The following is a 20,897-nucleotide window of genomic DNA, read 5'->3' as shown; positions in this document are numbered from 1 at the left end:
ACACCACTAAAGGCAGTACCGTTTCCCTACTAAAACCGTTACCCCCAATTGCCTTTGCCTTGTTCCTTCTGTAATACAAAAAACCCGGCTTCTCAAAGAAACCGGGTTTTTTGTCAATCAAGGGCCTTCCTGTGATGCAGCCTAATCCCTAAAAAGATGTCATATATAAAACTCCAAAAGTCCTTTTTCCCTTCCAATATTCCTAAACTTTGAGGGGAACCTTTCTCATCCAACAGCGGCTTAACAGCCTCATAAGCAGGCTTGTAATTGTACCAAGGAATCGAAGGCCACAAGTGATGAATCAGATGATAATTCTGCCCCAAAATCAAGATATTTAGAATAGGGCTAGGATATACTCTGGCATTTTTCCAGCGATCGCGCTCGTGAAACGGACGGTGCGGCAAATAATCAAAAAATAACCCCAACGCCAACCCCACCACCAAAGCTGGAGAAAACCAAAAATTCATCACGTAACCTAGTTGGTCGTATTGAATGGAAATATACACCACCGCTACGACAAACAAACGGCTGAAAAACCATTCCCAAAGTTCATTTTTTCGCCACAGTTTGCGCTTAAAAAAGAATATCTCGTGGTAAAAAAACCTCGCAGCAATCAACCACAGAGGCCCGCCCGTCGAAACATAATGGTCTGGATCGTTATCGGGATCGTTAACGTGGGCGTGATGCTGGATATGTACCCGCGTAAACACGGGAAATGCAAAACCCAACATCAGCGCGCTACCGTGTCCCAAAATAGCGTTAATTGTGCGATCGCGATGTGCTGCATTGTGAGACGCATCGTGAATCACTGTTCCCGCCATATGCAAAGCCAACACGTTCAATGAAAAACAGCACCATTGGGGCCATTCCCAAAACCAGAAACCCCAGTAAGAAATCACGACAATCACCACTGCACTCAAAAACAGCAGCAGTGTCGGATTGAAGTCACCGGGAGGACTCAGAAACTCTTTAGGCACGGTCAGCGGCCGTCCTGCCTCCGACATCTTCGTTAGCACTCCTTAATATTTCACACTTGCGTAGTATAAGATACAAGCCTCTAAATAGTAAAGTTTTATGAAATCACTGTATCTAATCTCGATCGCCCGTCGTCTGCACAACAATCAAACTATTGTTGTTTTGCAAGCATACCGATGTTAGATTCGCACAACGCTCTTGGGAAACCCGCAACAAAATGGGTATATCTGTATATTTGTCAAGCCTTGGAGCGAAAGTTATTTTGAAGAAAAGGCGCTCCAAAAGAAAAGATTATCGATCGGTAATAAAGTCAGATATTCTAGAGAATGGTCAATGCCCGCTGTTTTGACGATCGAGAAAATTGTAAGAACTAAGACGTGCGTCATTGCTTGTAGTGAAAGATGAAACGTTAGCCGAAAATTAAACAATAAATCCTCCAGCCACCCCATCTCAATTCATGCAACTGCCAAAAGCCCTACGCCGGACTAAAATCGTCGCCACCATTGGCCCTGCCACTTCGGACCCACAAGTGCTGCGCAACCTCATAGAAGCTGGTGCCACAACTTTGCGACTCAACTTTTCTCACGGAACAGAAGAAGACCACCAACGCAGCATTCGGTTAATCCGGCAAACATCCTTTGAACTTAACCAGCCGGTGGCGATCCTCCAAGACCTCCAAGGCCCGAAAATTCGTTTGGGCCGCTTTGAAACAGGGTCTATTGTTGTCAAAAACGGCGACCCTTTCATTCTCACCAGCCGCCCGGTTCCAGGCACCGAGCTAATTTCCTCCGTCACCTACGAACCCCTAGCAGACGAAGTTCCAGAGGGCTCAATGATTCTGCTCGACGACGGGAAAGTGGAAATGCTGGTGGAAAAAGTAGACCGCGCGGCGCGAGAACTGTACTGCCGCGTCGTCGTCGGCGGGCCGCTTTCCAACAACAAAGGCGTGAATTTTCCGCGAGTTTACCTGTCAATTAAGGCGCTAACTGACAAAGACCGCAAAGATTTAATGTTCGGTCTCGACCAAGGTGTCGATTGGGTGGCCCTGAGCTTCGTGCGCAATCCCCAGGATATGCTCGAAATTAAAGAACTAATAGCCAGTGCGGGCAAGCAAGTACCGGTGATTGCCAAGATCGAAAAGCACGAGGCGATCGAACAAATGGAGGAAATTCTGGCCCTTTGCAACGGCGTGATGGTCGCCCGCGGCGATTTGGGAGTGGAACTGCCCGCCGAAGACGTGCCGCTTTTGCAAAAGCGGCTGATTGCTACCTCCAACCGCATGGGAATTCCGGTAATTACCGCTACCCAGATGCTCGACAGCATGGTAAGTAATCCTCGTCCCACCCGCGCGGAAATTTCCGACGTGGCTAACGCGATTATCGACGGAACTGATGCGGTGATGCTCTCGAATGAAACGGCTGTAGGCAAGTTCCCTGTCGAAGCGGTAGCGACGATGGCGAGAATTGCGGTGCGGATGGAGAGGGAAGGAATTAGGGGCAATATCAGGAATGTAGAAGATATCGGTCGATCGATCCCCAACGGCATCAGCCAAGCAGTCAGCCAAATCTCCGAACAGTTGAACGCGGCCGCCATCATGACGCTGACCAAAACCGGCGCTACAGCCCGCAATGTCTCGAAATTCCGACCGAAAACTCCGATTTTGGCAGTTACTCCTCACGTAGACGTAGCCCGACAACTGCAACTGGTATGGGGAGTCAAACCCTTGCTGGTGCTGGATTTGCCCTCCACCGGCCAGACATTTCAATCTGCGATGACTGTCGCCCAGGAAAAAGAGTTACTGTGCGACGGAGATTTAGTGGTGATGACCGCCGGTACTCTGCAAGGGGTTGCCGGATCGACGGATTTGATCAAAGTTGAGGTAGTGACAGCCGTTTTAGGCAGAGGTACTGGTGTCGGTTTGGGCTCGGTGAGCGGCATGGCCAGGGTTGCTCGCACTGCTGCAGATGTAGGCAATTTCCACGCTGGAGAAATTTTGGTAGTAGAGCACACCAGCGTCGCTTTTGTGGACATGATTCGCAAAGCCGCAGGTGTGGTGACGGAGGAGGATAGTTTGACTTCTCACGCCGCGATTATCGGTTTGCGGTTGGGCGTGCCGGTGATGGTGGGCGTGCAGAATGCCACGCGGGTAATTCGGGACGGAACTATGCTGACGCTGGATATGCAGCGGGGTTTAGTTTATTCCGGGGCCAGAGGCGGCTCAACAGACGGGGAACTGGTCGTTTAACAAGTTCTGAGTTAGGAGTTGTGGAGTTTTGAATTAAATTCTACAACTCGTTGCTTTTTTCGCTTAAGTTATGCTATAATTCAAAATTGTCTGTGCCGATGTAGCTCAGTGGTAGAGTAACCGATTCGTAATCGGTCGGTCGCGGGTTCAAATCCCGCCATCGGCTTTGGGTTTCAGCTATTTTGTGTAATACCAAATTGCTTTGCGGGATCGATCGCGGTTCAAAACGCTGTTTAACGGCTTAAAAATGTTCTCGGCGACTTGCCGAGAGCATTTTTATTTGCCCTCAATCCTTGGTGGTGGATCTGGTGAATTTTTTAAATCAAAAGTAAATATTTTTCAAGATTTTGTTCGTACCTTGTAAAAATATTTATTTGTTCTGGGAAGCATCGATCGAGAGAGGATTTGCATTCGCGACTGCAGCCACCGCCAAGGCGGTTACTCTATCTAAGAAAAATGGTCGCGTTTGTTAAAGTTTTCACCCAGAAAGTCAAACGTTCGCAGCGCTGTCTTGCTAAAATGCAAAAAAGGTAGTAGATATGTGCATTCATCAGTATCAGTGTAGCGATGTTGCATCAGATCTATTAGCCGTTAGCAATGAGGGTTAAAACACTCAATGTCCGCTCAAGGATTTTATCGTCGTTCACTCCCCGATTCTGCTATTGCCTTTTCCTCAGTAGAAGGAAGGCAAATTTTTCGAGAAGCGTTGGCATTCGGAGGTATGGAAGGGTATTTTGCTCTAGCTGAACAGTTTCATACTCAAGCAGAACCCGCTTTTTGTGGATTGGGTAGTTTAGTTGTTGTTCTTAATGCTTTATCCATCGATCCGGGTCGCATTTGGAAAGGGGTGTGGAGATGGTATGGAGAGGAATTTTTAGACTGTTGCTTGCCTCTGTCAGTCATTAAAGAAAATGGTATCACCTTTGATGAGTTTGTCTGTATCGCACGTTGCAACGGTGCTGTTGTAAAACCTAACCGTTACAAGCAAAGCAGTTTGGAAAACTTTCGGCAAGCAGTTCAGCAGGTGACTGCTGCGCCAGGTGATATTCATCTAGTTGTTTCCTACAGCCGAAAGGTATTAGGACAAACTGGTGACGGTCACTTCTCACCAATTGGTGGCTATCATCCAAAGCGGGATCTAGTGCTTCTGCTAGATGTTGCCCGTTTCAAATATCCACCTCACTGGGTTTCTCTGCCTTTGTTATGGAAAGCGTTTGAGCCTGTCGATCCGGTCACTAATCAAGGTCGAGGTTATATTTTATTGCAGAAGATTGAAGGGTTGCAAGCAACCTTTTTTCATATTGTTTTTGATTTACATCAGTGGCGTAGTATTGCTCCTTACTTTACAGAAATACTGCCCGACATTCTGAGAAAAGAGCAACCTGATTCAATTGCTTCATTTGTCAGTACCATCCTGCACCATTGGCCTGTGGAGTTCGCAACTATGCTGCATACCTCCTCAGAGACGGCAGAGACACTGGAGAAATTACGAGCAGCTATTGAGTTAAATTCACTGTTTAATATTGTTCGCCAATACTTGTCAAGCGATGACTGGGATGCAATGTCTGTTGTAGGGAAGTGGCGATCGCAACAGTCATTCGTAGCAGAGACAATAACAGTAATATTACTATCCTGCCCCGAAACGCTCTATGCAACTCTCAAACCAGATTTGCGACTGTGGTTGAGTGACGTTCGCTACGTTGAGAAACTAATTTCTCCCTTGGATATAGAGATATCTAGATTGAGAGAAAAAATGTCAGCACTCCAAGATTTTTACACTTTATATTCAAAAGGACATCAGTGCAAGATCCATCAGAGTTAGCGCCTGCCGCCTTTTGAAATCCCCAAACCTCGACTAACTACAAAACTGAAAATTTAATCTCTAATTTCTTGGGATAGATGGGATAACTTTCTTAAGCGCTCGCCCTAGGGCTAATCTGAACGCTCAGTTTTTTAATGGAGAGAATTAGCAATTTTGTGGCTATAAAATCTTTTTCTTCTAGCATTTTTTCTAGATTTATAAAGGGAAAACAATTTCTTTTCCGCTGCTATAGTTTGACGCCCGAATTTCTGAGTCAGAATGCTGGTTTATTTTTCGTTAACAAGGGATATCTAGCAACCCTCAAGGTGGTTGAGACAGAGTAACAGCAGTAGGGTGGGCGCTGATGTGAAAATATTTCTCCTAATCGGATGAGATGAGATGATAGCAGCGCCCTCCCTACAAGAATTTGTCCTAACCGATTTGGCGAATGCTATACAAACCTGACATCGTATTAGTTCGGGGGCCGGGGGAGACGAAAACTCAGGGGACTGAGGATTTGATTGAGAGTTCGCAGTTGTTCGGCGGTGCCCAAACAAATCAGCATATCTCCTCCTTCGATCGCAGTTTCTCCCGTAGGCCCCACAATCAAAGTCCCGCCAGCGCGCCGCACTGCTAAAACCAATGCCCCCGATTGCGATCGCAACTTGGCATTTCTCAAAGTTTGCCCGACGTAGACACAGGTATTGGGATCGACCAAAAATTCTTCCATGTAAAAAGAACTATCGGTGCCGGTCAAAACACCGTCTAAAAAATCCATAACTTGAGGCCGCAAAGCCGCCGCCGCCATCCGCTTTCCCCCGGTAATGTAGGGGGATACGACGGCATCGGCCCCGCCCCGCTGCAACTTCTTGACGGCTTCTTCTGTGGTGGCGCGGGCGATCGCCCGCACCTTGGGATTCAGAGTTTTCGCTGACATGACAGTGTATAAATTCTCGGCATCCGAAGGCAAAGCTGCTACTATGCAATTTGCGCGATCGATCCCCACACTCAGCAAAATTTCGTCCAGAGTCGCGTCTCCTTGGACAGCCGTGTACCCCAGTGCCAAAGCTGCTTCAACCGACTGTACCGCCGAATCTATCACCACAAAAGGAATATTTTCTGCCTGAAATTCCAAGGCAATTTGGCGGCCAGTGCGCCCAAAACCGCAGAGAATGTAATGCCCGATCAAAGAATCTACCAATCGCCGCTGCTGCCTAATTCTTGCTCCTTCTTGAAAATATCCTTCAATCAGCGCTTCTGTAAAGCGGTTGACGATGAAACCAATCACAATCACGCCCATCAAAATCAGGCATATGGTAAACATTCGCCCGCGTTGGCCCAGAGGCTGAAGTTCACCGTAGCCCACAGTTGCTAGGGTAAATACTGTCATGTAAACGGCATCGAGGAAAGACCATTTTTCCACTTGCCAATACCAGAGAGTACCCGTGCATAAAATGCCGCCCAGGGCGATAACTCCGCCCGTTAAGTCTTTTTGCAGGCGCTGGTACTTTTGCTCTAGAGTTGAATACACCGATCGGGCTGACCTATTACCTATTAGCTGCTACCAATTGTAACCATATCAGCCCTAGACCCAGGGGGAGTCAATCGATTTTAGATTTTAGATTTTAGATTTTAGATTGACCTTGCGGATAAAGGCGGGGGCTTGAGGATTTTCGATTTTAGATTTTGGATGGATTGCACGGATAAATCACGTGGCGGGTACCACCTTTGAAATTCGCGGTCAAAAAGCCGGTTTCTGCCTGGATGCTTTGCTGCAAAACTCACGAGTTTGAGCCTTAACCGGGTTTTTTTTGCCTAATGCCTGACTGAGTTTCAATTCCGTCGCAGAGGTGGCGATTGCTGGGATTGGCGATCGGATTTGTCTGAAAATAATTGCGGGCGACATTGCAGCCCTGCACCAGCAAATCGTCAAGATTAAGATTCCACAGCATCACCGTACCGTCAGCACTAGCACTTGCGATCGCCTTGCCGTCTGGACTAAAACTCGCACTCCAAACAGCATCCTTGTTACCTTTTAAAGTTTGGAGCAACCTACCGTCAATATTCCACAGCCTCACCATTTTGTCTGTGCTTGCAGATAGCAACATTTGACTGTCGGGACTAAAGCTGATATTTGTCAATCCACCTGTATGCTTTAAAATACTTAGCGGTGTGCCGTCTTTGCTCCAAATTCTCGCAGTTCCCCCAGCACTTGCAGTCGCCAGCAATGCTCCATCGGGACTGAAAGTGACACTCATAATTTTATCACTTTCAATCTGTAAACTTCTGAGCAATTTGATGTCGGTGCTTGATTCGAGCGACTGCCGTTTTCGCAATTTTTCCACAAGCTTTGTCAAACTCCAAAGTTTAACAGTGCCATCAGTGCCAGCCGCAGCAATTATCTGACCGTCTGGACTAAAACTGGCGCTGGTTATCCAACCTCGCTCTACTTGAAAACTTGACAATTCTTCACCGTTGATTTTCCATAGTTTCACAGTTCCATCGACACTGGCTGAAGCAATAATATTACCGTCTTGACTAAAAGAGACGCTTGTTATTTTATCGATGTGTCCTTTTAAATTATGAATTAACTTGCCATTTTTTTGCCATATTTTGATGGTTTTGTCGTCGCTGGCTGACACAATAAGCTGACCGTTAGGATTGAAAATAGCAATTCTAATTTTATCCGTATGCCCGGTTAATATTGCTTGCAAAGTTCCATTTTTTTGCCAAAATTTGATATAATTATCATCGGTAGCAGTTAGAATTGTTTGACTGTCGGGACTGAAACTCGCGAAAGCAAGGGTACTGGCTTGACTCTGCAAGCTGCAGCGTTCCCGAAAGCTGTAAACTGCCTGTTCGAGGGCGATCGCCACTCGCATCTGAATATCTGAACTCACTCCGAGCGATCGTTTCATTTCTGTAACAGCTCTAATGCTTTCTAGCAAAGCTTCCTCTTTTTTATCGGCAGCCAAGAGCGTTTCTGATAGCAAACTGAGAGTGAGAATTTTGTGGTTTCTTTCTTCAATTGATGGTTTAATCCAAAAGGCTGCTATCAGAATTAATATCAGTATTCCTGCTGCTACTGTAACTGTTTGCACTCTCAGTTGTTGCTCGCGCCAAAGTTTAACTGCAATCACTTTTTTCTGCTTTTGTGCTTCGCTTAGTTCTTCTAGTAACTTTTTTTCGCGGCGCAATTGTTCTATTTCAGCTTTATGCTGTTTTTCTTGACAGCGGAACTTGGCAAATTCCGCTTCTTGACTCGCATTTAAAAATTGATAATCTTGGGTACTCAAGCTTTTATTTGCCGCCCACTGTCGGGCATCTTCCAGTGCTTGACCGCGCAACAAGCGAGATTCGTCTTGACAATTTGTAGCTATCCATGCTGTTAGGGATTCAGCATAGGGGCGCAAGTCGCCGAGTGCTTTTTCGACCCAGTTGTGGCTGAATATAGCTGCGTAAATGCGGTTGGATACGGTTAATTTTCCGGCTCGTTTTATTACTAATCCGCTCAGCCGCAATTCTGTTTGTTCGGGAGTATCATCAGCCCAGACTTCTCCAGCACCGCTTAATAAAGGTAACTCTGGCATTTCATCCCCCGTTTTTAAGGGTGGTTGGGGGGGTTCAAAGGGTTGCAATATTTTTTGGTATAGTCCTAATAACCTACTGGCGCGGTGCTGACTTCTGAGAAGGCGATCGCGAATTGTTTTGATGTGTACCGGTTCATCGGATGATTCCCAATTATCAATAATATGAGATTGCACGATATCGCTAATTAATAATTGATTTGTAGTAAATTTTTCAGTTGGGGTTTTATCAGTTGAATCTGATATAATAGAAGCCGACGCTAAGATTTTTAAATGGTGTAAAATCAGCTTGCAAAGCTTTTGAGTCAGAAATGGCTGCCCTCCAGTCCAGTCCAAAATCTCTTTTAAAACCTCTTGAGGATTGTCTACCTGTCCCTCAAACCCTTTTGCTAAAGGCAGAGCTTCCTGTAATTTAAAACCGTGCAATTCAATTGCTAAGCCGATATTAAAGGGCGTGCGAGTTGCATCGCTAATTAAATCCGATGGCGTAGCTACTCCCAGCAAAGCAAATGTAAGGCGCTGGTATTCTGAATTGTGAGCGCGTTTATTGTAGCAACATCTAATTAATGCAAAGAAATCGTCTAGCGGTTCTTGGAAACTCAGAACGCTATCAATTTCATCAATAAAAATGACCAGGTTTTGAGAAATTTTGACCAGCAGCAATTCTTCAATTAACTCTCCTAAACGCTGCACCGGCGACATCAACTCTCTCTCCCGCCACCACGCCATAAACTCGACTGGGTTAAACAGGTTGAAACTGCACAAGAGTTTGTAAGCGACGCCGCCGTACCACTTATCCAGAGAGACTTGCTGGTTGCCAATGTCCGAAAGGTCGATCGTGGCACAGGCAATGCCATCAGCCGAGAGTTTTTGTACAGTTCGCACCAGCAAACTGGATTTGCCCATTTGTCGGGAATTGAGCACGTAACAAAACTCTCCGGCTTTGAGGGCTTGATAAAGTTCTGAGTCAGCTTGTCGCACTACATAAGTAGGTGCATTGTGCGGGAGACTACCGCCGATTTGATATTGGTAATCGACTGTCATTATATTGCCTCTAGCTGGACGATTTTTTCAAATCTCTTGTGCCGTTAGCGCACGCAACTTTGCCATTTTGATAAATGGGTTCCGCTGGTTTAATTGTACCCTGAGCATCAGCTTCGCACAAGATGAATACTGTTGTTGTTTCATTTTTAGCAGCATTGGCATCGACTTCTTTGGCAGGAACTACAAAAACACCGCCCACATAACTTTTCAATTCTTTTTGCTTCGATACTCCGTAAGTAAATGCTACTTTTTCAGTGGCGCGGATTGAATATTTGTAGTTTGCTGTTTCTGTTTTGATGCTGACACCCACAGCTTTAAGAGCATCAATGGAATTAGTAAAAGCACCTTTTTCTAAAAAGTGAACTTGCTGGGCTTTGCTCATGGAACTAACATACTGTTTCGCTTCCGACAACGGGCTTCTATTACCCCTATGAAGCAAATCTGGCACAGCCGCCGCGACAATTATCCCAATAAATATCACAAGCACTAAGCATCCACAACCATTATATGCAGAGCTATTTGACTGAGAATATTGTTGACTCATTGTAGTGCATCCTATCTGTTAGCAGTAAAGACTTTAGTCTGGTAAATGTCTATTGAATACCGATTTAATATTGGTAATTCACTGTCATTATATTGCGTATAGTTAGTTTGGTGAGACCATTGGTCTTGTGCCTTTACCGCAAGCAGTTTTACCATTTTCATAGGTGGGTTCCGCTGGTTGAGTTCTACCGGGAAAATCAGCTTCGCAGAATATGAACGTTGTAGTTATTTCCTCTTTAGTAGCATTGGGAACAAAGTTTTTTGGCGGAACAATAAAAACCCCCCCGACATAACTTTTTAATTCGTTTTCCTTTGCTACTGCATAATTAAATGCTGCTTTCTTAGTGGCGCGAATTGAATACTTGAAAACTTTTGTCTCTGTTTTAAGACCAATTCCCAAAGCCTTAACAGAACTGGAAAAAGCATTTTTTTCTGCAAAATAGGCTTGCTGACCTCGGCTCATTGATCTAACATACTGTATCCCTTCCATTTTCTTATATTTACATCCCTTGCAACCACCTAGAAATGATGGCAGAGCGATCGCACCAATTACTCCAATGCCCATTAAAAGCAATAAGCATCCGCAACCATTAGGTGAAATGCTAGCTGATTGAGAATCTTGTTGGCTCATAGTTTTGTATCCTCTCTGTTTGCACAAAAGACTTTAGTGCGCTCAATCTCAATTAAATGCCGATTCGATCTTGTAATCGACTGTCATTATATTGCGTATAGTTAGATTATCTGGTCACTTGTGTTGTGCCTTGACCGCAAGCAATTTTACCATTTTCATAGGTAGGTTCCGCTGGTTTAATTGTACCGGGAAAATCTGCTTCGCACAATATGGATGTTGTAGTTATTTCCTCTTTAGCAGCATTTGGCTCAAAGTTTTTAGCAGGAACCAGAAAAACACCACCGACATAACTTTTTAAGTTTTTTTCCTTGGATACTCCATAATTAAATGCTGCTTTCTTAGTGGCGCGAATTGAATACTTGAAATTTGTTGTTTCTGTTTTAATGCCAAGTCCTAAAGCATCAACAGAAGTACCAAAAGCACTTTTTTCTATAAATAGGGCTTGCTGTGCGCGATTCATCGAGCCAACATACTGTTTTGCTTCGGAAATCCTGGATCTATGGCTAGTATTAAGAAATGATGGCAGAGCGATCGCGCCAATTACTACAATGCCCATTAAAAGCAATAAGCATCCGCTACCGTTATAAGCTGAATTACTAATACTTGATTCTTGATATTTAGTCATGAATTGTCTCCGTAAATGGTATATGCAAGGCAAATTAAAGTCGGCGAGGCAGAGCCTCTGGATCTGCGTTACCAGGAAGAGCCTGGTAACGATGAAAACGAGGTAATACTAATCCCTAAGCTAGCAGCTTTTGTACTTCTTTCCGGTCAATGGATGTGGGCTGAATCACTTTACTGCCGATCGCAAAATCGCGCAATTCCACTCTTGTAAACTTCACACCCCAAGAATCTGTTGTTGTATCCAACTCCTCCACTAAAGCATTATTTATTTGATTGCGGGCCGTGTAAAGTTCCTCCACAGATAATGTCGCAATGTGAGTGCGAATTGAAAGAATCAGCATATTTAACATCGCTTCCTTGAGATTCTGCACTTTGTAGGAAGCTTTTTCTAAGTCGATGATTCGCCAGTACACAATAAAATCAACGGTGACGGCAACCCGATCGCGCGTCGTGCATTGTTGCGGTGACAGTTTTAAAATTTGCTCGCGCAGAGTTTGTTTGTAGGCCACTGTTTCGACAAAGGGAATCAAAAATGTCAAACCAGGTTCGAGTTTCTTGCGATCGTACTTTCCGAAAATTTCAACTAAAGCCTCATCTCCTTGACGGACGATTTTGACGCTGTTGGCTAAGGATACTCCGGTGATTGCAAACAACACCATCAAAAAATACTGATACATAGTGAATCTCCTGGTAAATAGTTGACAGTTGACAGTTGACAGTTGACAATGATTTCTTAGTCCGCGAAGGCGGACTTTGTTTGACAAGAAGCGATTTCAATCGTCTAGTCATAAAAGAACTCAGATTTAGCTGTTGATGTGAATTAATCTGTCAGGTACAACAATCAGCGTGTTTCCTTCGCGGCGCAAAACGTAAACTTTTTGTCTGGGTGCGATCGCCCCTTGAGAATCTTCGTTGCGGGCTTTCCACGAAGCCCCTTCATAAATCACCATTCCGGTTTCTCCGGGGAAAATTTCGGAGATTGTTGTCGCTTCGGTTGCTTCGGGAATGACAAACTTTTTGCGAACAATAAAAATCGGTCGAATCCAGATACTCAGCGCGACGGCTATACCCATCCAGTAGAAGATTTGCCAGTCAAAATCTTCATACATTATGTTCGCCCAACTAAACTGAAATGCTACAGATCCTCTCCACAAAATAAATGATTCAATTAAAGCCGAAGTTCCCATCATTAGCAGGTAAAACCTGTATTTTTGGGGCTGAGTTTTGATGATTAATAGCTCGATCGCACTAAGCACACCTCCGATCAGCAGCCAGAATAGGGGCGGGGTGAAGGCGAAACCTGGTTGATTAGTGGCTGACGCCAGCGACCAAATTAGGATAGAATACACAATGCTTTTACCTCGTTGCGATGGGATTCAACCTTGTTATTTCTAATCTAATCAGGCGGCTATTTGAGTTGGTGACTGAGTTATTTGAAAATTCATCGACTTTTTATCGACTTTTCATCGACTTTACAGACGGTTGGCATTTATGATGGTTTCAGTGTCTCGATCGTTATAAGCAATGCCACGATCGCTAAGGGTGCGCGAAGAGTGCATTCGCGCAGTTAAATCCTGTCTCCTGAGAAATGGCTTTCCCAGTCAGAAAATCTTGGCTGAGGATTTAGGGATGGCCCAATCTACTGTCAGCCATTTTCTGAATGGCAAACCTGTGGATTATGCCAATTTCATCGAAATTTGTCGCGGATTGGGGCAGGAATGGCGCGATATAGCCGATTTTGAGGCGAATTCAGATCCAGACGAGGTACTGCTGGTGAGGGCAAAAGTGGCGATCGTCTTCGAGGGCGATCCGAAGGAAAGCCCTCGAAGACGATCGACCTCACACAACACCCTTTCCCAGCAGTTACACCAAGCTTTGAGTGCCCGAGGCCACGAAGTCTTTTTTATTAACAACAGCAGCGACTCAGGCTCATATTTAAAGGGTTGCGATTATTTGCTGTTGCTGATTTCCGAAGAATCTGCCGCTAGCGAAATGATATTGGAACAAGTGCAGCTAGCCAAAGAATCCCACAATTTAACGGCTCACAAACCCGCAATTTTACCGATTTTAGTTGAAGTCAATACACCGCTTTCCTTTGATTTACTCAGCTATTTAGCAGGAATTCAGCCCTGGCTGTGGCGCGGTGTTGGCGACTCATTTAAGTTATTATCACAAATTTTAACCATTATCAAAGAAGGTCGCACATCGTTAACTGCCGACAATGAATTGGCTGTAGAATGGAAAGCAATTACTAGCACAAAACAGTCAATAATTCAACCCCTGCCCGCAGCGCCGCCAGAATTGCCGGGAGGACAAGTTGAAATAGCTTCTCGTTTTTATATCGATCGCCCTCCGATCGAATCCCGCTGTTACGAGACGATCGCCCAACCGGGAGCGCTGATCCGCATAAAAGCACCCAGACAAATGGGCAAAACTTCTTTGATGGCGAGGATTTTGCATCATGCAGAACAGCAAGGTTCTCGCACGGTAGCGCTGAGTTTTCAGCTAGCGAATCGGAAAATATTCGCTAATTCAGATACATTCTTGCAGTGGTTTTGTGCTAGCATCGGTCAAGAGTTAGGAATGCTAGAGCAGTTGCCCAAGTGTTGGGAATTAGCCGATTTGATTGGCAGCAATCAGTGCTGTAAGGCTTATTTTGAACAGTATTTGCTGTCAGAATCCTCAAAACCTCTGACGTTAGGGTTGGATGAGAGCGATCGCCTGTTTGAATCGCCCGAAATTGCCGACGATTTTTTTGGGCTATTGCGAGCTTTGCACGAAGAAGCAAAACGGCGAGATATTTGGAAAAAATTGCGTTTGATTGTGGTGCATTCGACGGAAGTTTACATCCCGCTAGATGTGAATAAATCGCCGTTTAATGTGGGATTGCCCATTGATTTGCCTGAGTTTAATTCCCAGCAAGTGCAAGACTTAGCAGCGCGGCACGGATTGAATTGGAGCGCGACAGAAGTTGCAGAAATGATGGCGCTAGTGGGAGGACATCCCTATTTAATGCGGCTGGCTATGTATCGCATTGCCCGTCAAGATGTGACTTTAAATCAATTGCTGAAATCGGCGACAACCGAGGCAGGAATTTACAGCGACCATTTGCGCCGACATTTGTGGAATTTAGAAAAATCTCCAGAATTAATCGAGGCGATGAGAGAGGTTTCGAGTGTGTCAAAGCCAGTCCGATTGAGGCTAGAATTGGCGTTTAAATTAAACAGTATGGGTTTGGTGAAGCAGGAGGGCAATTATTGCACTGCGAGATGCAGTTTGTATGAGGAGTATTTTCGCGATCGGCTTGACTGCCAATAATCCCTATTTACCCGATCGCCAAATCCACACTAACTATAAATTCGGGAAAAGCCAGCGGCGAAACTTCGTCGCCCCGCCAAAACCTCAGCATTAAACTGTAACCGTTAACCGTTGGCTGGCGGTAAACTTCCAAGCAGTTTTCCTGTAAATTTACTATCCAGACTTCCTGAATTCCCGATCGAGCGTAAATAGGAAGTTTCACGTCTCTGTCATAATCTATTGAAGTGTCAGCTACTTCTATTAACAGTAAAACTTCTGATGGTAGGGGATGGGCGGTTGAATAGTAATCGGCGCGAGGTTGCAGCAATACTAAATCGGGTTGCGGTTCCGTGCGATCGCTCAACAGCACGGGGTTCTGCACGTCGAAAATAACCAAATTTTCTGGAATTTGGCTGCACAGTCTGGCTAAGCGCCTCACAGACGAAGCGTGACGAGTTCCAATTGCGGCCATTTGAACAAGTTCTCCTTCTATCAATTCTACGCGATCGCCCTCTGAAAGAATACCAGCTTTACCCATCAGATGGTATTCTTCTACGGTGAAAAGTCTTTTGAGCAACTGCACTGCCATAACTTACCGTTCCTCTAATTATTTCTTCGATTATAGTCACACGCCCTATTAAATGCCAGTGATGTCTAAAGTCGATGAGAAGTCGATGAAAAGTCAGTCGAGTTCTCAAATAGCCTGGTGATTTAATAGAGATAGAGTAGAAGCAAAGCACAATATGCGAGGTTTGCATACCCCGCCGCACTCAATAATATATTCAGTTTAAGCTCAATGAGGCATTTACCTGAAACCTGAATATTGTCGCGCCTCTGGTCCAATCATTACTCGCTGGACAACTAATCGGCTAACACATTTGGACAACCACCATGCAGCTTAAAAAAAATCCTCAACTCGATGTACTCAACAAACAAGCAGTATCGAGAACAACCACGCAGCTTAAGACAAACCCTCAACTCGATGCACTCGATAAAAAAGCGGAATCTTCAGAAAAAAACCTTCCCCCTGACAAAAAACGTAAATCTTGGGTAGGCATCTTACTGAGGATCACTTTTATTTACTTTCCTCTGGGCAGCATAATACTTGGTGCGATCGCCCTCCCTTCTGTTGTCGGTTGTGGTGGCGCGAAGAAAGCGAAGCAATCAGAAGGTAAACAATATGTTAGCTCAATAAACAAAGGTCAACAAGCAATATACGTCGAGGATGGCGCATTTTCCAATTCCGTTAATGCCCTGGGTCTCGGCATTAAAACTCAGACAACAAACTATAACTATTCAACCATATCTACCAAAAATGCTGCGTTTAGTTATGGTGTAGCCCGCAGCAATAATCTTACTAGCTATGTCGGGGCTGTATTTTTAGTACCTGTTTCCCAAGGAACTCACAAAGAGAAGACTACTGTATCCATTCTGTGTGCAGCAAATTCTCCTGGAAATACCCAACCGCCTGCTCCTATCCTTTACAAGGGTAATCCTGTCTGCGCTGCTGGTACAGAATCATTGACGAAGTAAACATCGACATTAATGAGAATCTCATGTTACCTGAAATTGTCAAAGGCTTCATCATCTTAGCTTGCATCTTCATTCCCCTCGAAAGAATCTTTACCTTGCACAAGCAAAAGATATTCCGTCTCGGATGGGCAACCGATGCCACTTATTTTTTTACAGGTCACTTTATTGGCAGATCCGCGGCTCTTGTTGTAACTGTAATTTTGTCGCTGATGACTAATTTACTCAACCTGGAATTGCAAAGCAAAGTAGCCTCTCAACCTGTCTGGTTGCAGTTTGCCGAAGCAGTTATCGTTTCAGATATGGCATATTATATTGCCCACAGACTACTGCATGAAGTACCCTGGCTTTGGCAATTTCATGCAGTCCATCACAGCATTGAACACATGGACTGGTTAGCAGCAGTGCGGGTGCATCCCGGCGAGCAAATTTTTACTCAGATTTGCAAAATTATGCCTCTTTACTGGTTGGGATTTACTAAGGAGAGTTTGGTGGTTTATGCTCTTTATTCGGCGACAATAGCTTTTTTAATTCATTCTAATATGAAATTAAAATTTGGCATCCTAAAATGGTTCGTAGCCACTCCACAATTTCATCACTGGCATCACAGTAAAATTCCCGGAATAAACAACAAAAACTTTGCTGTTCAGTTGCCACTGTTAGATTTGCTATTTGGCACTATCTATATGCCAGCCCAAAAAATGCCTCATAAATATGGAATCTCTGATTCTATACCTGCTGGATATGTCGGACAAATTTTTTATCCATTTTCGAGGATGATTAAAAATGCTAGATAAAAATGCAAAACCAGGTATTAATCGCTATTCTCGCCTTTTGCTGGCAATTATGGGTTTTGGGCTGACGAGTGTTGCTTCTGTGGGTGCAGTTGCCCTATTTCATCACATGGATATCCTAACTTTTATCGCCAGTTTAAATACGAAACAAATAACTGTTGCCCAGTTGCAGCAGGGTGAGTTGAAACCAGTGATTTTGATCGATGTGCGATCGCCCGAAGAATACGCGGAAGATCGCATCGGTGAAAGTCCCCTTGTTCCCATAATTGATATTGAGATGGGGTTCGGTGTCAAGCAGATTCAATCCATTGTAAAATCTAGGGTTAAATCCGACGATCGACCTCAGCCAGTAATTGTACTTTATTGTGCCAGAGGAGGGCGATCGGTTAAAGCATACAAACAGTTGGAAAAAGTCGCTCGGTATTCCCAAGAATCTGTGGGAAATGAGACTAATAAGATTAAGGATATTACCCTGAATGTTGTTGTCCTTTCAGGAGGTATCAAAGCGTGGCGGCAAGCAGTGCCGGCTCCAAAAGATGCCCAGATATTAGCTCCAATTACTTTGGGGAGTTTGATAAAGTCTCCGTCAGTCACCCTGCTTTCGGAATGAATCGGGGCAGTTGTGACCAAATTAATTTCTATCAAATCTATATCAATGGAAGGGTGTATGCGGCTGACAGATTCGCTATGTTGAAATTAATTAGCCAGAATCCTCAGCAATCTGCAACGGTTGGCTGTGTGGGCAGGCAGCACAATAATCAAAGTCATAATAAGTTGATTCCATGCAAAACACAGCAGATTTACTACCCAAAATAGACTCGCCGAGTCTTTCCAAAAAGCAACTCGCACTCCCAAATTACGAAGCAGCCGATCGGCAATTTGTCAATTTGCTAGAAGTCGAGGATTTAGACAAGACGGTGGCGGCAAAACCGTTACTTGTCAGCGATTTTGAAAGCGCGATCGCCTATGCAATTCAAGCAGCTTACCAACAGGAAGCGGGTGATGAGGCCGCTCACCGCTTCTTGCAGCGCGTACTTTACCGCATCAACCGCCTCAACTTGTTTTGGTACGACGATTTGCGCCGCTACAATAACGAGCGATCGCACTATTTGCGTTCCGTGCGCGATCGCATTGAGGAACCTTGGCAGCAGTGGGAAATCGCACAAATCGACGTTGCAGCGCTGCAAAAATTGCCCGATATCAAGCAAGCCCTGCGCGATCGCGCCGCCGCCGATGTCGATCCTCCGCTAACCGATCTCGATCGCTATTTGCGGGAACAGATGACAGCAGCCGGATACAGACACCTGCTGGCGATCGCATCTTTCGACGGTTTAGTGGAAGCCAGCCGCCTTTCTCGCATCCTCGGCGGTGCCGGCAACGAAATTCAGTGCACCCTTACCCGAGTGCTAATCGAAGAATACGGCGGCGGTCGCCTCCCCCGCAAGCACTCGACCTTTTTTGCCCAAATGCTGGCAGAATTCGATATGAGTACGGAACCGGAAGCGTACTTCGATTTAGTGCCTTGGCAAGTGCTCGCAGGCATCAATCACAACTTCCTGCTGACGGAACGCAAGCGCCATTTTCTGCGCTACAACGGCGGACTTACTTATTTTGAGGTGGCGGGGCCCGTGGCTTACCGCAATTATCTAGCCGCCGCCCAGCGTTTGGGACTCTCGCAGGCTGCGATGGGTTATTGGGAACTGCACATCAAAGAAGACGAGCGTCACGGCCGCTGGATGTTGGATGAAGTGGCGATCCCGCTGGTTGATAGATACCCGCAGGACGCTTGGGAGCTGGTGTTGGGGTACGATCAGGAGAAGTCGATCGGCGATCGGGCTGCGGCTGCTGTAGTGCGATCGATCCAAGGCACAGAATACAATTAACACGTAGATGGGGATTTGCCGTTGGGTGGGGGCGGGTTTATCAGATTATCAATTTTAGACCGAGATTGTTGGTGAACCCGCCCTTACAAATAGATGGGGATTTGCCGTTGGGTAGGGGCGGGTTCACAGACAATAATTGCCACTCAACCCACAATCTCATAAACCCGCCCCCACCGATAAAACTGTATTTTAAAATATCGATCCAAGCGGCAGAACGGAATTAACACGTAGATGGGGATTTGCCGTTGGGTGGGGGCGGGTTCACAGACAATAATTGCCACTCAACCCACAATCTAATAAACCCGCCCCCACCGATAAAACAACCTCCGATCGATCCGTGCTGTATTTTAAAATGCTGTCATTAACTGAATTAGCTCGATCGACAAATCTCTTTGCAACTTTTGGTGCTTCTTAAACAAAACTCCAGCCAGCAGATAGATATTTTCCGAATAAAAAGCCATTCCCTGTTCTCTGAGAGTGGCGATCGCGCTTTTTACCTTGGGTTCCGAACTATAATAGCCAAAACTTAAAGGTGCAATTTCAAAATTCGCAACCGAGTAGCCTCGATCCAAGGCATAATCGACCAAACCCACCGGATTAGAATAGCTAGAAACCATCAGGAAAACTTCGTCACTGTCCAGAGATAAAAGTTTTTTAGCAATTGTAGAACCATCACTCCCGCCGTGCAACAGCGGCTGGTAAATTTTATCATCCACCGCAGGCAAGTAAGGGGGATTTGAGATTACACAATCCGCCGACTCGTATAAAGGCGAATCAAAAAAAGAGCAATTGTTGACGGTGTATTGTTCGCTCAGTTGATATTCTTTAATTTGAGACTGAGCAATTTTCCAAGCTACATTATTTAGCTCAAATCCCTGTATTTTTCCGTCAAAATCAGTTCTCAGCAAAGACTTAATAACAGGACTTCCCTCTCCTGAACCAAACTCTACGATAAGTCGAGAATTGTCGCTGGCATTTAACACTAAACTTTCCAAGCAGTGCGAGTAAAAATCTGATTCTTCCGGGCAGTGAAATAGCTGTTTCAGAGGATGGGATGAAGTGACCATAAATTGGGTCGGTAACAAAGTTGACTGTTTTTAAGTTATCGGACAAGTAATAGTGCAGCAATCTGTCGCAAGAGCTATTTATAAATTTTTCTAATCGATCTCTTCTGCTTTTAAATTGCGATTTAATAACTATTACTGCCGATAGAGAGTCAACTTAATAAAATTAACCCGTTTGGCAGATAGCAATTATACCGATTACTGTTTATACAGGTACATGATTCCACTAATTATTAATTTTAATAGTGTCAAACATGACATTTTTAAATTATTCAGTTCCGCCTCTGCGCCGCAAACAGATTAACATTGCAGTTCAGGATTTAGAAGGGCTTTGGCACGTTCAGTTTCCCCTTGGCAAAGATCGATTTTATTCAAAATTTTATACTTGTCTCGATCGAGCTTGCCTCTTGTGGAGCTTGCTGTTAATACCCGTATTCGGCACGGCACAATTTTTTTCTGTGAGTTGGATGCTGCCAGCAGGTTTGCGGTCAACACTCAGCCTCGTAGGTACAGCAGCTATGGTAAGCTGGACATACTATTGGGTTAAAATAGAACGCCTGACTTGGGTGCTTTACGGTTGGGTAATACTGATGTTATTAGCATTGCTGCTAACCGACTTTGCCATTTTTTTGAGTTGGGGAAAAGTGTTGGCGAATCTCTGTCCCCTGTGGTTGGAACTGAGCGGAATCGGCTATTTTTTGACGGGATGGGCAGTGCGATCGCGCGCGCTTTTAGCTACCAGTTTATTTCACGTGTTGGGGATTTTAATTTTGCCTTACACTGGCGGTTAGTATTTCCTATTTAGGGCTTGCTGAATCAGTGTCAAAAGGTTACACCACCAGGATTAAGAGAGCGGACGATCAATAATGGTCGCCGTGA

At 45.0% G+C, this 20,897-nt stretch carries 18 protein-coding genes and 1 tRNA gene; 9 read left to right on the top strand and 10 right to left on the bottom strand.

The genetic code is table 11. The features are described 5' to 3' along the window. Positions 1 to 113: 113 nt before the first annotated feature. Positions 114 to 1,004, bottom strand: coding sequence for a beta-carotene hydroxylase (gene crtR / locus QUA80_RS01430; RefSeq protein ID WP_333235837.1), 891 nt, complete (start codon positions 1,002 to 1,004; stop codon positions 114 to 116). A 428-nt stretch (positions 1,005 to 1,432) separates the two neighbouring features. Between crtR and pyk the strand changes: the two genes are divergently transcribed. The 3 genes from pyk to QUA80_RS01415 all read left to right on the top strand — a co-directional run bounded on the left by pyk (position 1,433) and on the right by QUA80_RS01415 (position 5,042). Beyond that, the gene (pyk, locus tag QUA80_RS01425; RefSeq protein WP_333420701.1) at positions 1,433 to 3,220 is read left to right on the top strand and encodes a pyruvate kinase; all 1,788 of its coding nucleotides are present in this window, start codon (positions 1,433 to 1,435) and stop codon (positions 3,218 to 3,220) included. 94 nt (positions 3,221 to 3,314) lie between these two features. Further along, positions 3,315 to 3,386: transfer RNA gene (locus QUA80_RS01420), tRNA-Thr, on the top strand. 450 nt (positions 3,387 to 3,836) lie between these two features. Next, positions 3,837 to 5,042 (top strand): phytochelatin synthase family protein, encoded by a 1,206-nt coding sequence (locus tag QUA80_RS01415; RefSeq protein ID WP_333420699.1) that lies wholly within the window; start codon positions 3,837 to 3,839, stop codon positions 5,040 to 5,042. Positions 5,043 to 5,493: 451 nt separating this feature from the next. Here QUA80_RS01415 and QUA80_RS01410 read toward each other — a convergent pair whose 3' ends face one another. From QUA80_RS01410 to QUA80_RS01380, 7 genes are all read right to left on the bottom strand, one after another. Then, positions 5,494 to 6,552 (bottom strand): potassium channel protein, encoded by a 1,059-nt coding sequence (locus QUA80_RS01410; protein ID WP_333420697.1) that lies wholly within the window; start codon positions 6,550 to 6,552, stop codon positions 5,494 to 5,496. Between the two features lie 265 nt (positions 6,553 to 6,817). Next, the gene (locus QUA80_RS01405; RefSeq protein ID WP_333420695.1) at positions 6,818 to 9,652 is read right to left on the bottom strand and encodes an AAA-like domain-containing protein; all 2,835 of its coding nucleotides are present in this window, start codon (positions 9,650 to 9,652) and stop codon (positions 6,818 to 6,820) included. Between the two features lie 10 nt (positions 9,653 to 9,662). Then, the gene (locus tag QUA80_RS01400; RefSeq protein WP_333420693.1) at positions 9,663 to 10,196 is read right to left on the bottom strand and encodes a type IV pilin-like G/H family protein; all 534 of its coding nucleotides are present in this window, start codon (positions 10,194 to 10,196) and stop codon (positions 9,663 to 9,665) included. Between the two features lie 102 nt (positions 10,197 to 10,298). Beyond that, positions 10,299 to 10,826, bottom strand: a complete 528-nt coding sequence (locus QUA80_RS01395) for a type IV pilin-like G/H family protein (protein ID WP_333420691.1) — start codon at positions 10,824 to 10,826, stop codon at positions 10,299 to 10,301. Between the two features lie 106 nt (positions 10,827 to 10,932). Beyond that, a complete protein-coding gene (locus QUA80_RS01390) occupies positions 10,933 to 11,451 on the bottom strand; it encodes a type IV pilin-like G/H family protein (protein ID WP_333420689.1) in 519 nt (172 codons plus the stop codon). A 115-nt stretch (positions 11,452 to 11,566) separates the two neighbouring features. Continuing rightward, the gene (locus QUA80_RS01385) at positions 11,567 to 12,127 is read right to left on the bottom strand and encodes an SPFH domain-containing protein (RefSeq protein WP_333420687.1); all 561 of its coding nucleotides are present in this window, start codon (positions 12,125 to 12,127) and stop codon (positions 11,567 to 11,569) included. 126 nt (positions 12,128 to 12,253) lie between these two features. Next, positions 12,254 to 12,799, bottom strand: a complete 546-nt coding sequence (locus QUA80_RS01380; RefSeq protein ID WP_333420685.1) for an NfeD family protein — start codon at positions 12,797 to 12,799, stop codon at positions 12,254 to 12,256. 175 nt (positions 12,800 to 12,974) lie between these two features. Between QUA80_RS01380 and QUA80_RS01375 the strand changes: the two genes are divergently transcribed. Further along, entirely contained in the window at positions 12,975 to 14,768 is a 1,794-nt protein-coding gene (locus tag QUA80_RS01375; RefSeq protein WP_333420683.1) for an AAA-like domain-containing protein, read from the top strand. Positions 14,769 to 14,775: 7 nt separating this feature from the next. On the opposite strand, the gene QUA80_RS01370 is transcribed toward QUA80_RS01375, so the two are convergent. Continuing rightward, positions 14,776 to 15,336, bottom strand: coding sequence for a Uma2 family endonuclease (locus QUA80_RS01370; RefSeq protein ID WP_333420681.1), 561 nt, complete (start codon positions 15,334 to 15,336; stop codon positions 14,776 to 14,778). A gap of 302 nt (positions 15,337 to 15,638) precedes the next feature. Here QUA80_RS01370 and QUA80_RS01365 point away from each other — a divergent pair, with 302 nt between their 5' ends. The 4 genes from QUA80_RS01365 to QUA80_RS01350 all read left to right on the top strand — a co-directional run bounded on the left by QUA80_RS01365 (position 15,639) and on the right by QUA80_RS01350 (position 18,954). Then, a complete protein-coding gene (locus tag QUA80_RS01365; protein WP_333420679.1) occupies positions 15,639 to 16,280 on the top strand; it encodes a type IV pilin-like G/H family protein in 642 nt (213 codons plus the stop codon). A gap of 23 nt (positions 16,281 to 16,303) precedes the next feature. Continuing rightward, positions 16,304 to 17,074: a sterol desaturase family protein gene (locus QUA80_RS01360; protein ID WP_333420677.1), complete on the top strand. Its 771-nt coding sequence runs from the start codon at positions 16,304 to 16,306 to the stop codon at positions 17,072 to 17,074. Beyond that, positions 17,064 to 17,681 (top strand): rhodanese-like domain-containing protein, encoded by a 618-nt coding sequence (locus QUA80_RS01355; RefSeq protein ID WP_333420675.1) that lies wholly within the window; start codon positions 17,064 to 17,066, stop codon positions 17,679 to 17,681. The genes QUA80_RS01360 and QUA80_RS01355 overlap by 11 nt, the downstream gene beginning before the upstream one ends. Positions 17,682 to 17,853: 172 nt before the next feature. Further along, positions 17,854 to 18,954 carry an iron-containing redox enzyme family protein gene (locus tag QUA80_RS01350; RefSeq protein WP_333420673.1) on the top strand — a complete coding sequence of 367 codons (1,101 nt, stop codon included), beginning with the start codon at positions 17,854 to 17,856 and terminating at the stop codon, positions 18,952 to 18,954. Between the two features lie 347 nt (positions 18,955 to 19,301). On the opposite strand, the gene QUA80_RS01345 is transcribed toward QUA80_RS01350, so the two are convergent. Then, positions 19,302 to 20,021 carry an SAM-dependent methyltransferase gene (locus QUA80_RS01345; RefSeq protein WP_333420671.1) on the bottom strand — a complete coding sequence of 240 codons (720 nt, stop codon included), beginning with the start codon at positions 20,019 to 20,021 and terminating at the stop codon, positions 19,302 to 19,304. A gap of 251 nt (positions 20,022 to 20,272) precedes the next feature. Between QUA80_RS01345 and QUA80_RS01340 the strand changes: the two genes are divergently transcribed. Further along, positions 20,273 to 20,809: a hypothetical protein gene (locus tag QUA80_RS01340; protein ID WP_333420669.1), complete on the top strand. Its 537-nt coding sequence runs from the start codon at positions 20,273 to 20,275 to the stop codon at positions 20,807 to 20,809. Positions 20,810 to 20,897: the final 88 nt, after the last annotated feature.

Source organism: Microcoleus sp. F4-D5 (genome assembly GCF_036704885.1).
GTDB lineage: Bacteria > Cyanobacteriota > Cyanobacteriia > Cyanobacteriales > Microcoleaceae > Microcoleus.
This window is presented reverse-complemented; position numbering and strand designations above follow the sequence as displayed.

Bases quoted from the DNA above. Each gene is read 5' to 3' on its own strand.
- crtR (WP_333235837.1), bottom strand. From the start codon at position 1,004: ATGTCGGAGGCAGGACGGCCGCTGACCGTGCCTAAAGAGTTTCTGAGT.
- pyk (WP_333420701.1), top strand. From the start codon at position 1,433: ATGCAACTGCCAAAAGCCCTACGCCGGACTAAAATCGTCGCCACCATT.
- QUA80_RS01415 (WP_333420699.1), top strand. From the start codon at position 3,837: ATGTCCGCTCAAGGATTTTATCGTCGTTCACTCCCCGATTCTGCTATT.
- QUA80_RS01405 (WP_333420695.1), bottom strand. From the start codon at position 9,652: ATGACAGTCGATTACCAATATCAAATCGGCGGTAGTCTCCCGCACAAT.
- QUA80_RS01400 (WP_333420693.1), bottom strand. From the start codon at position 10,196: ATGAGTCAACAATATTCTCAGTCAAATAGCTCTGCATATAATGGTTGT.
- QUA80_RS01395 (WP_333420691.1), bottom strand. From the start codon at position 10,826: ATGAGCCAACAAGATTCTCAATCAGCTAGCATTTCACCTAATGGTTGC.
- QUA80_RS01390 (WP_333420689.1), bottom strand. From the start codon at position 11,451: ATGACTAAATATCAAGAATCAAGTATTAGTAATTCAGCTTATAACGGT.
- QUA80_RS01385 (WP_333420687.1), bottom strand. From the start codon at position 12,127: ATGTATCAGTATTTTTTGATGGTGTTGTTTGCAATCACCGGAGTATCC.
- QUA80_RS01375 (WP_333420683.1), top strand. From the start codon at position 12,975: ATGCCACGATCGCTAAGGGTGCGCGAAGAGTGCATTCGCGCAGTTAAA.
- QUA80_RS01370 (WP_333420681.1), bottom strand. From the start codon at position 15,336: ATGGCAGTGCAGTTGCTCAAAAGACTTTTCACCGTAGAAGAATACCAT.
- QUA80_RS01365 (WP_333420679.1), top strand. From the start codon at position 15,639: ATGCAGCTTAAAAAAAATCCTCAACTCGATGTACTCAACAAACAAGCA.
- QUA80_RS01360 (WP_333420677.1), top strand. From the start codon at position 16,304: ATGTTACCTGAAATTGTCAAAGGCTTCATCATCTTAGCTTGCATCTTC.
- QUA80_RS01355 (WP_333420675.1), top strand. From the start codon at position 17,064: ATGCTAGATAAAAATGCAAAACCAGGTATTAATCGCTATTCTCGCCTT.
- QUA80_RS01350 (WP_333420673.1), top strand. From the start codon at position 17,854: ATGCAAAACACAGCAGATTTACTACCCAAAATAGACTCGCCGAGTCTT.
- QUA80_RS01345 (WP_333420671.1), bottom strand. From the start codon at position 20,021: ATGGTCACTTCATCCCATCCTCTGAAACAGCTATTTCACTGCCCGGAA.
- QUA80_RS01340 (WP_333420669.1), top strand. From the start codon at position 20,273: ATGACATTTTTAAATTATTCAGTTCCGCCTCTGCGCCGCAAACAGATT.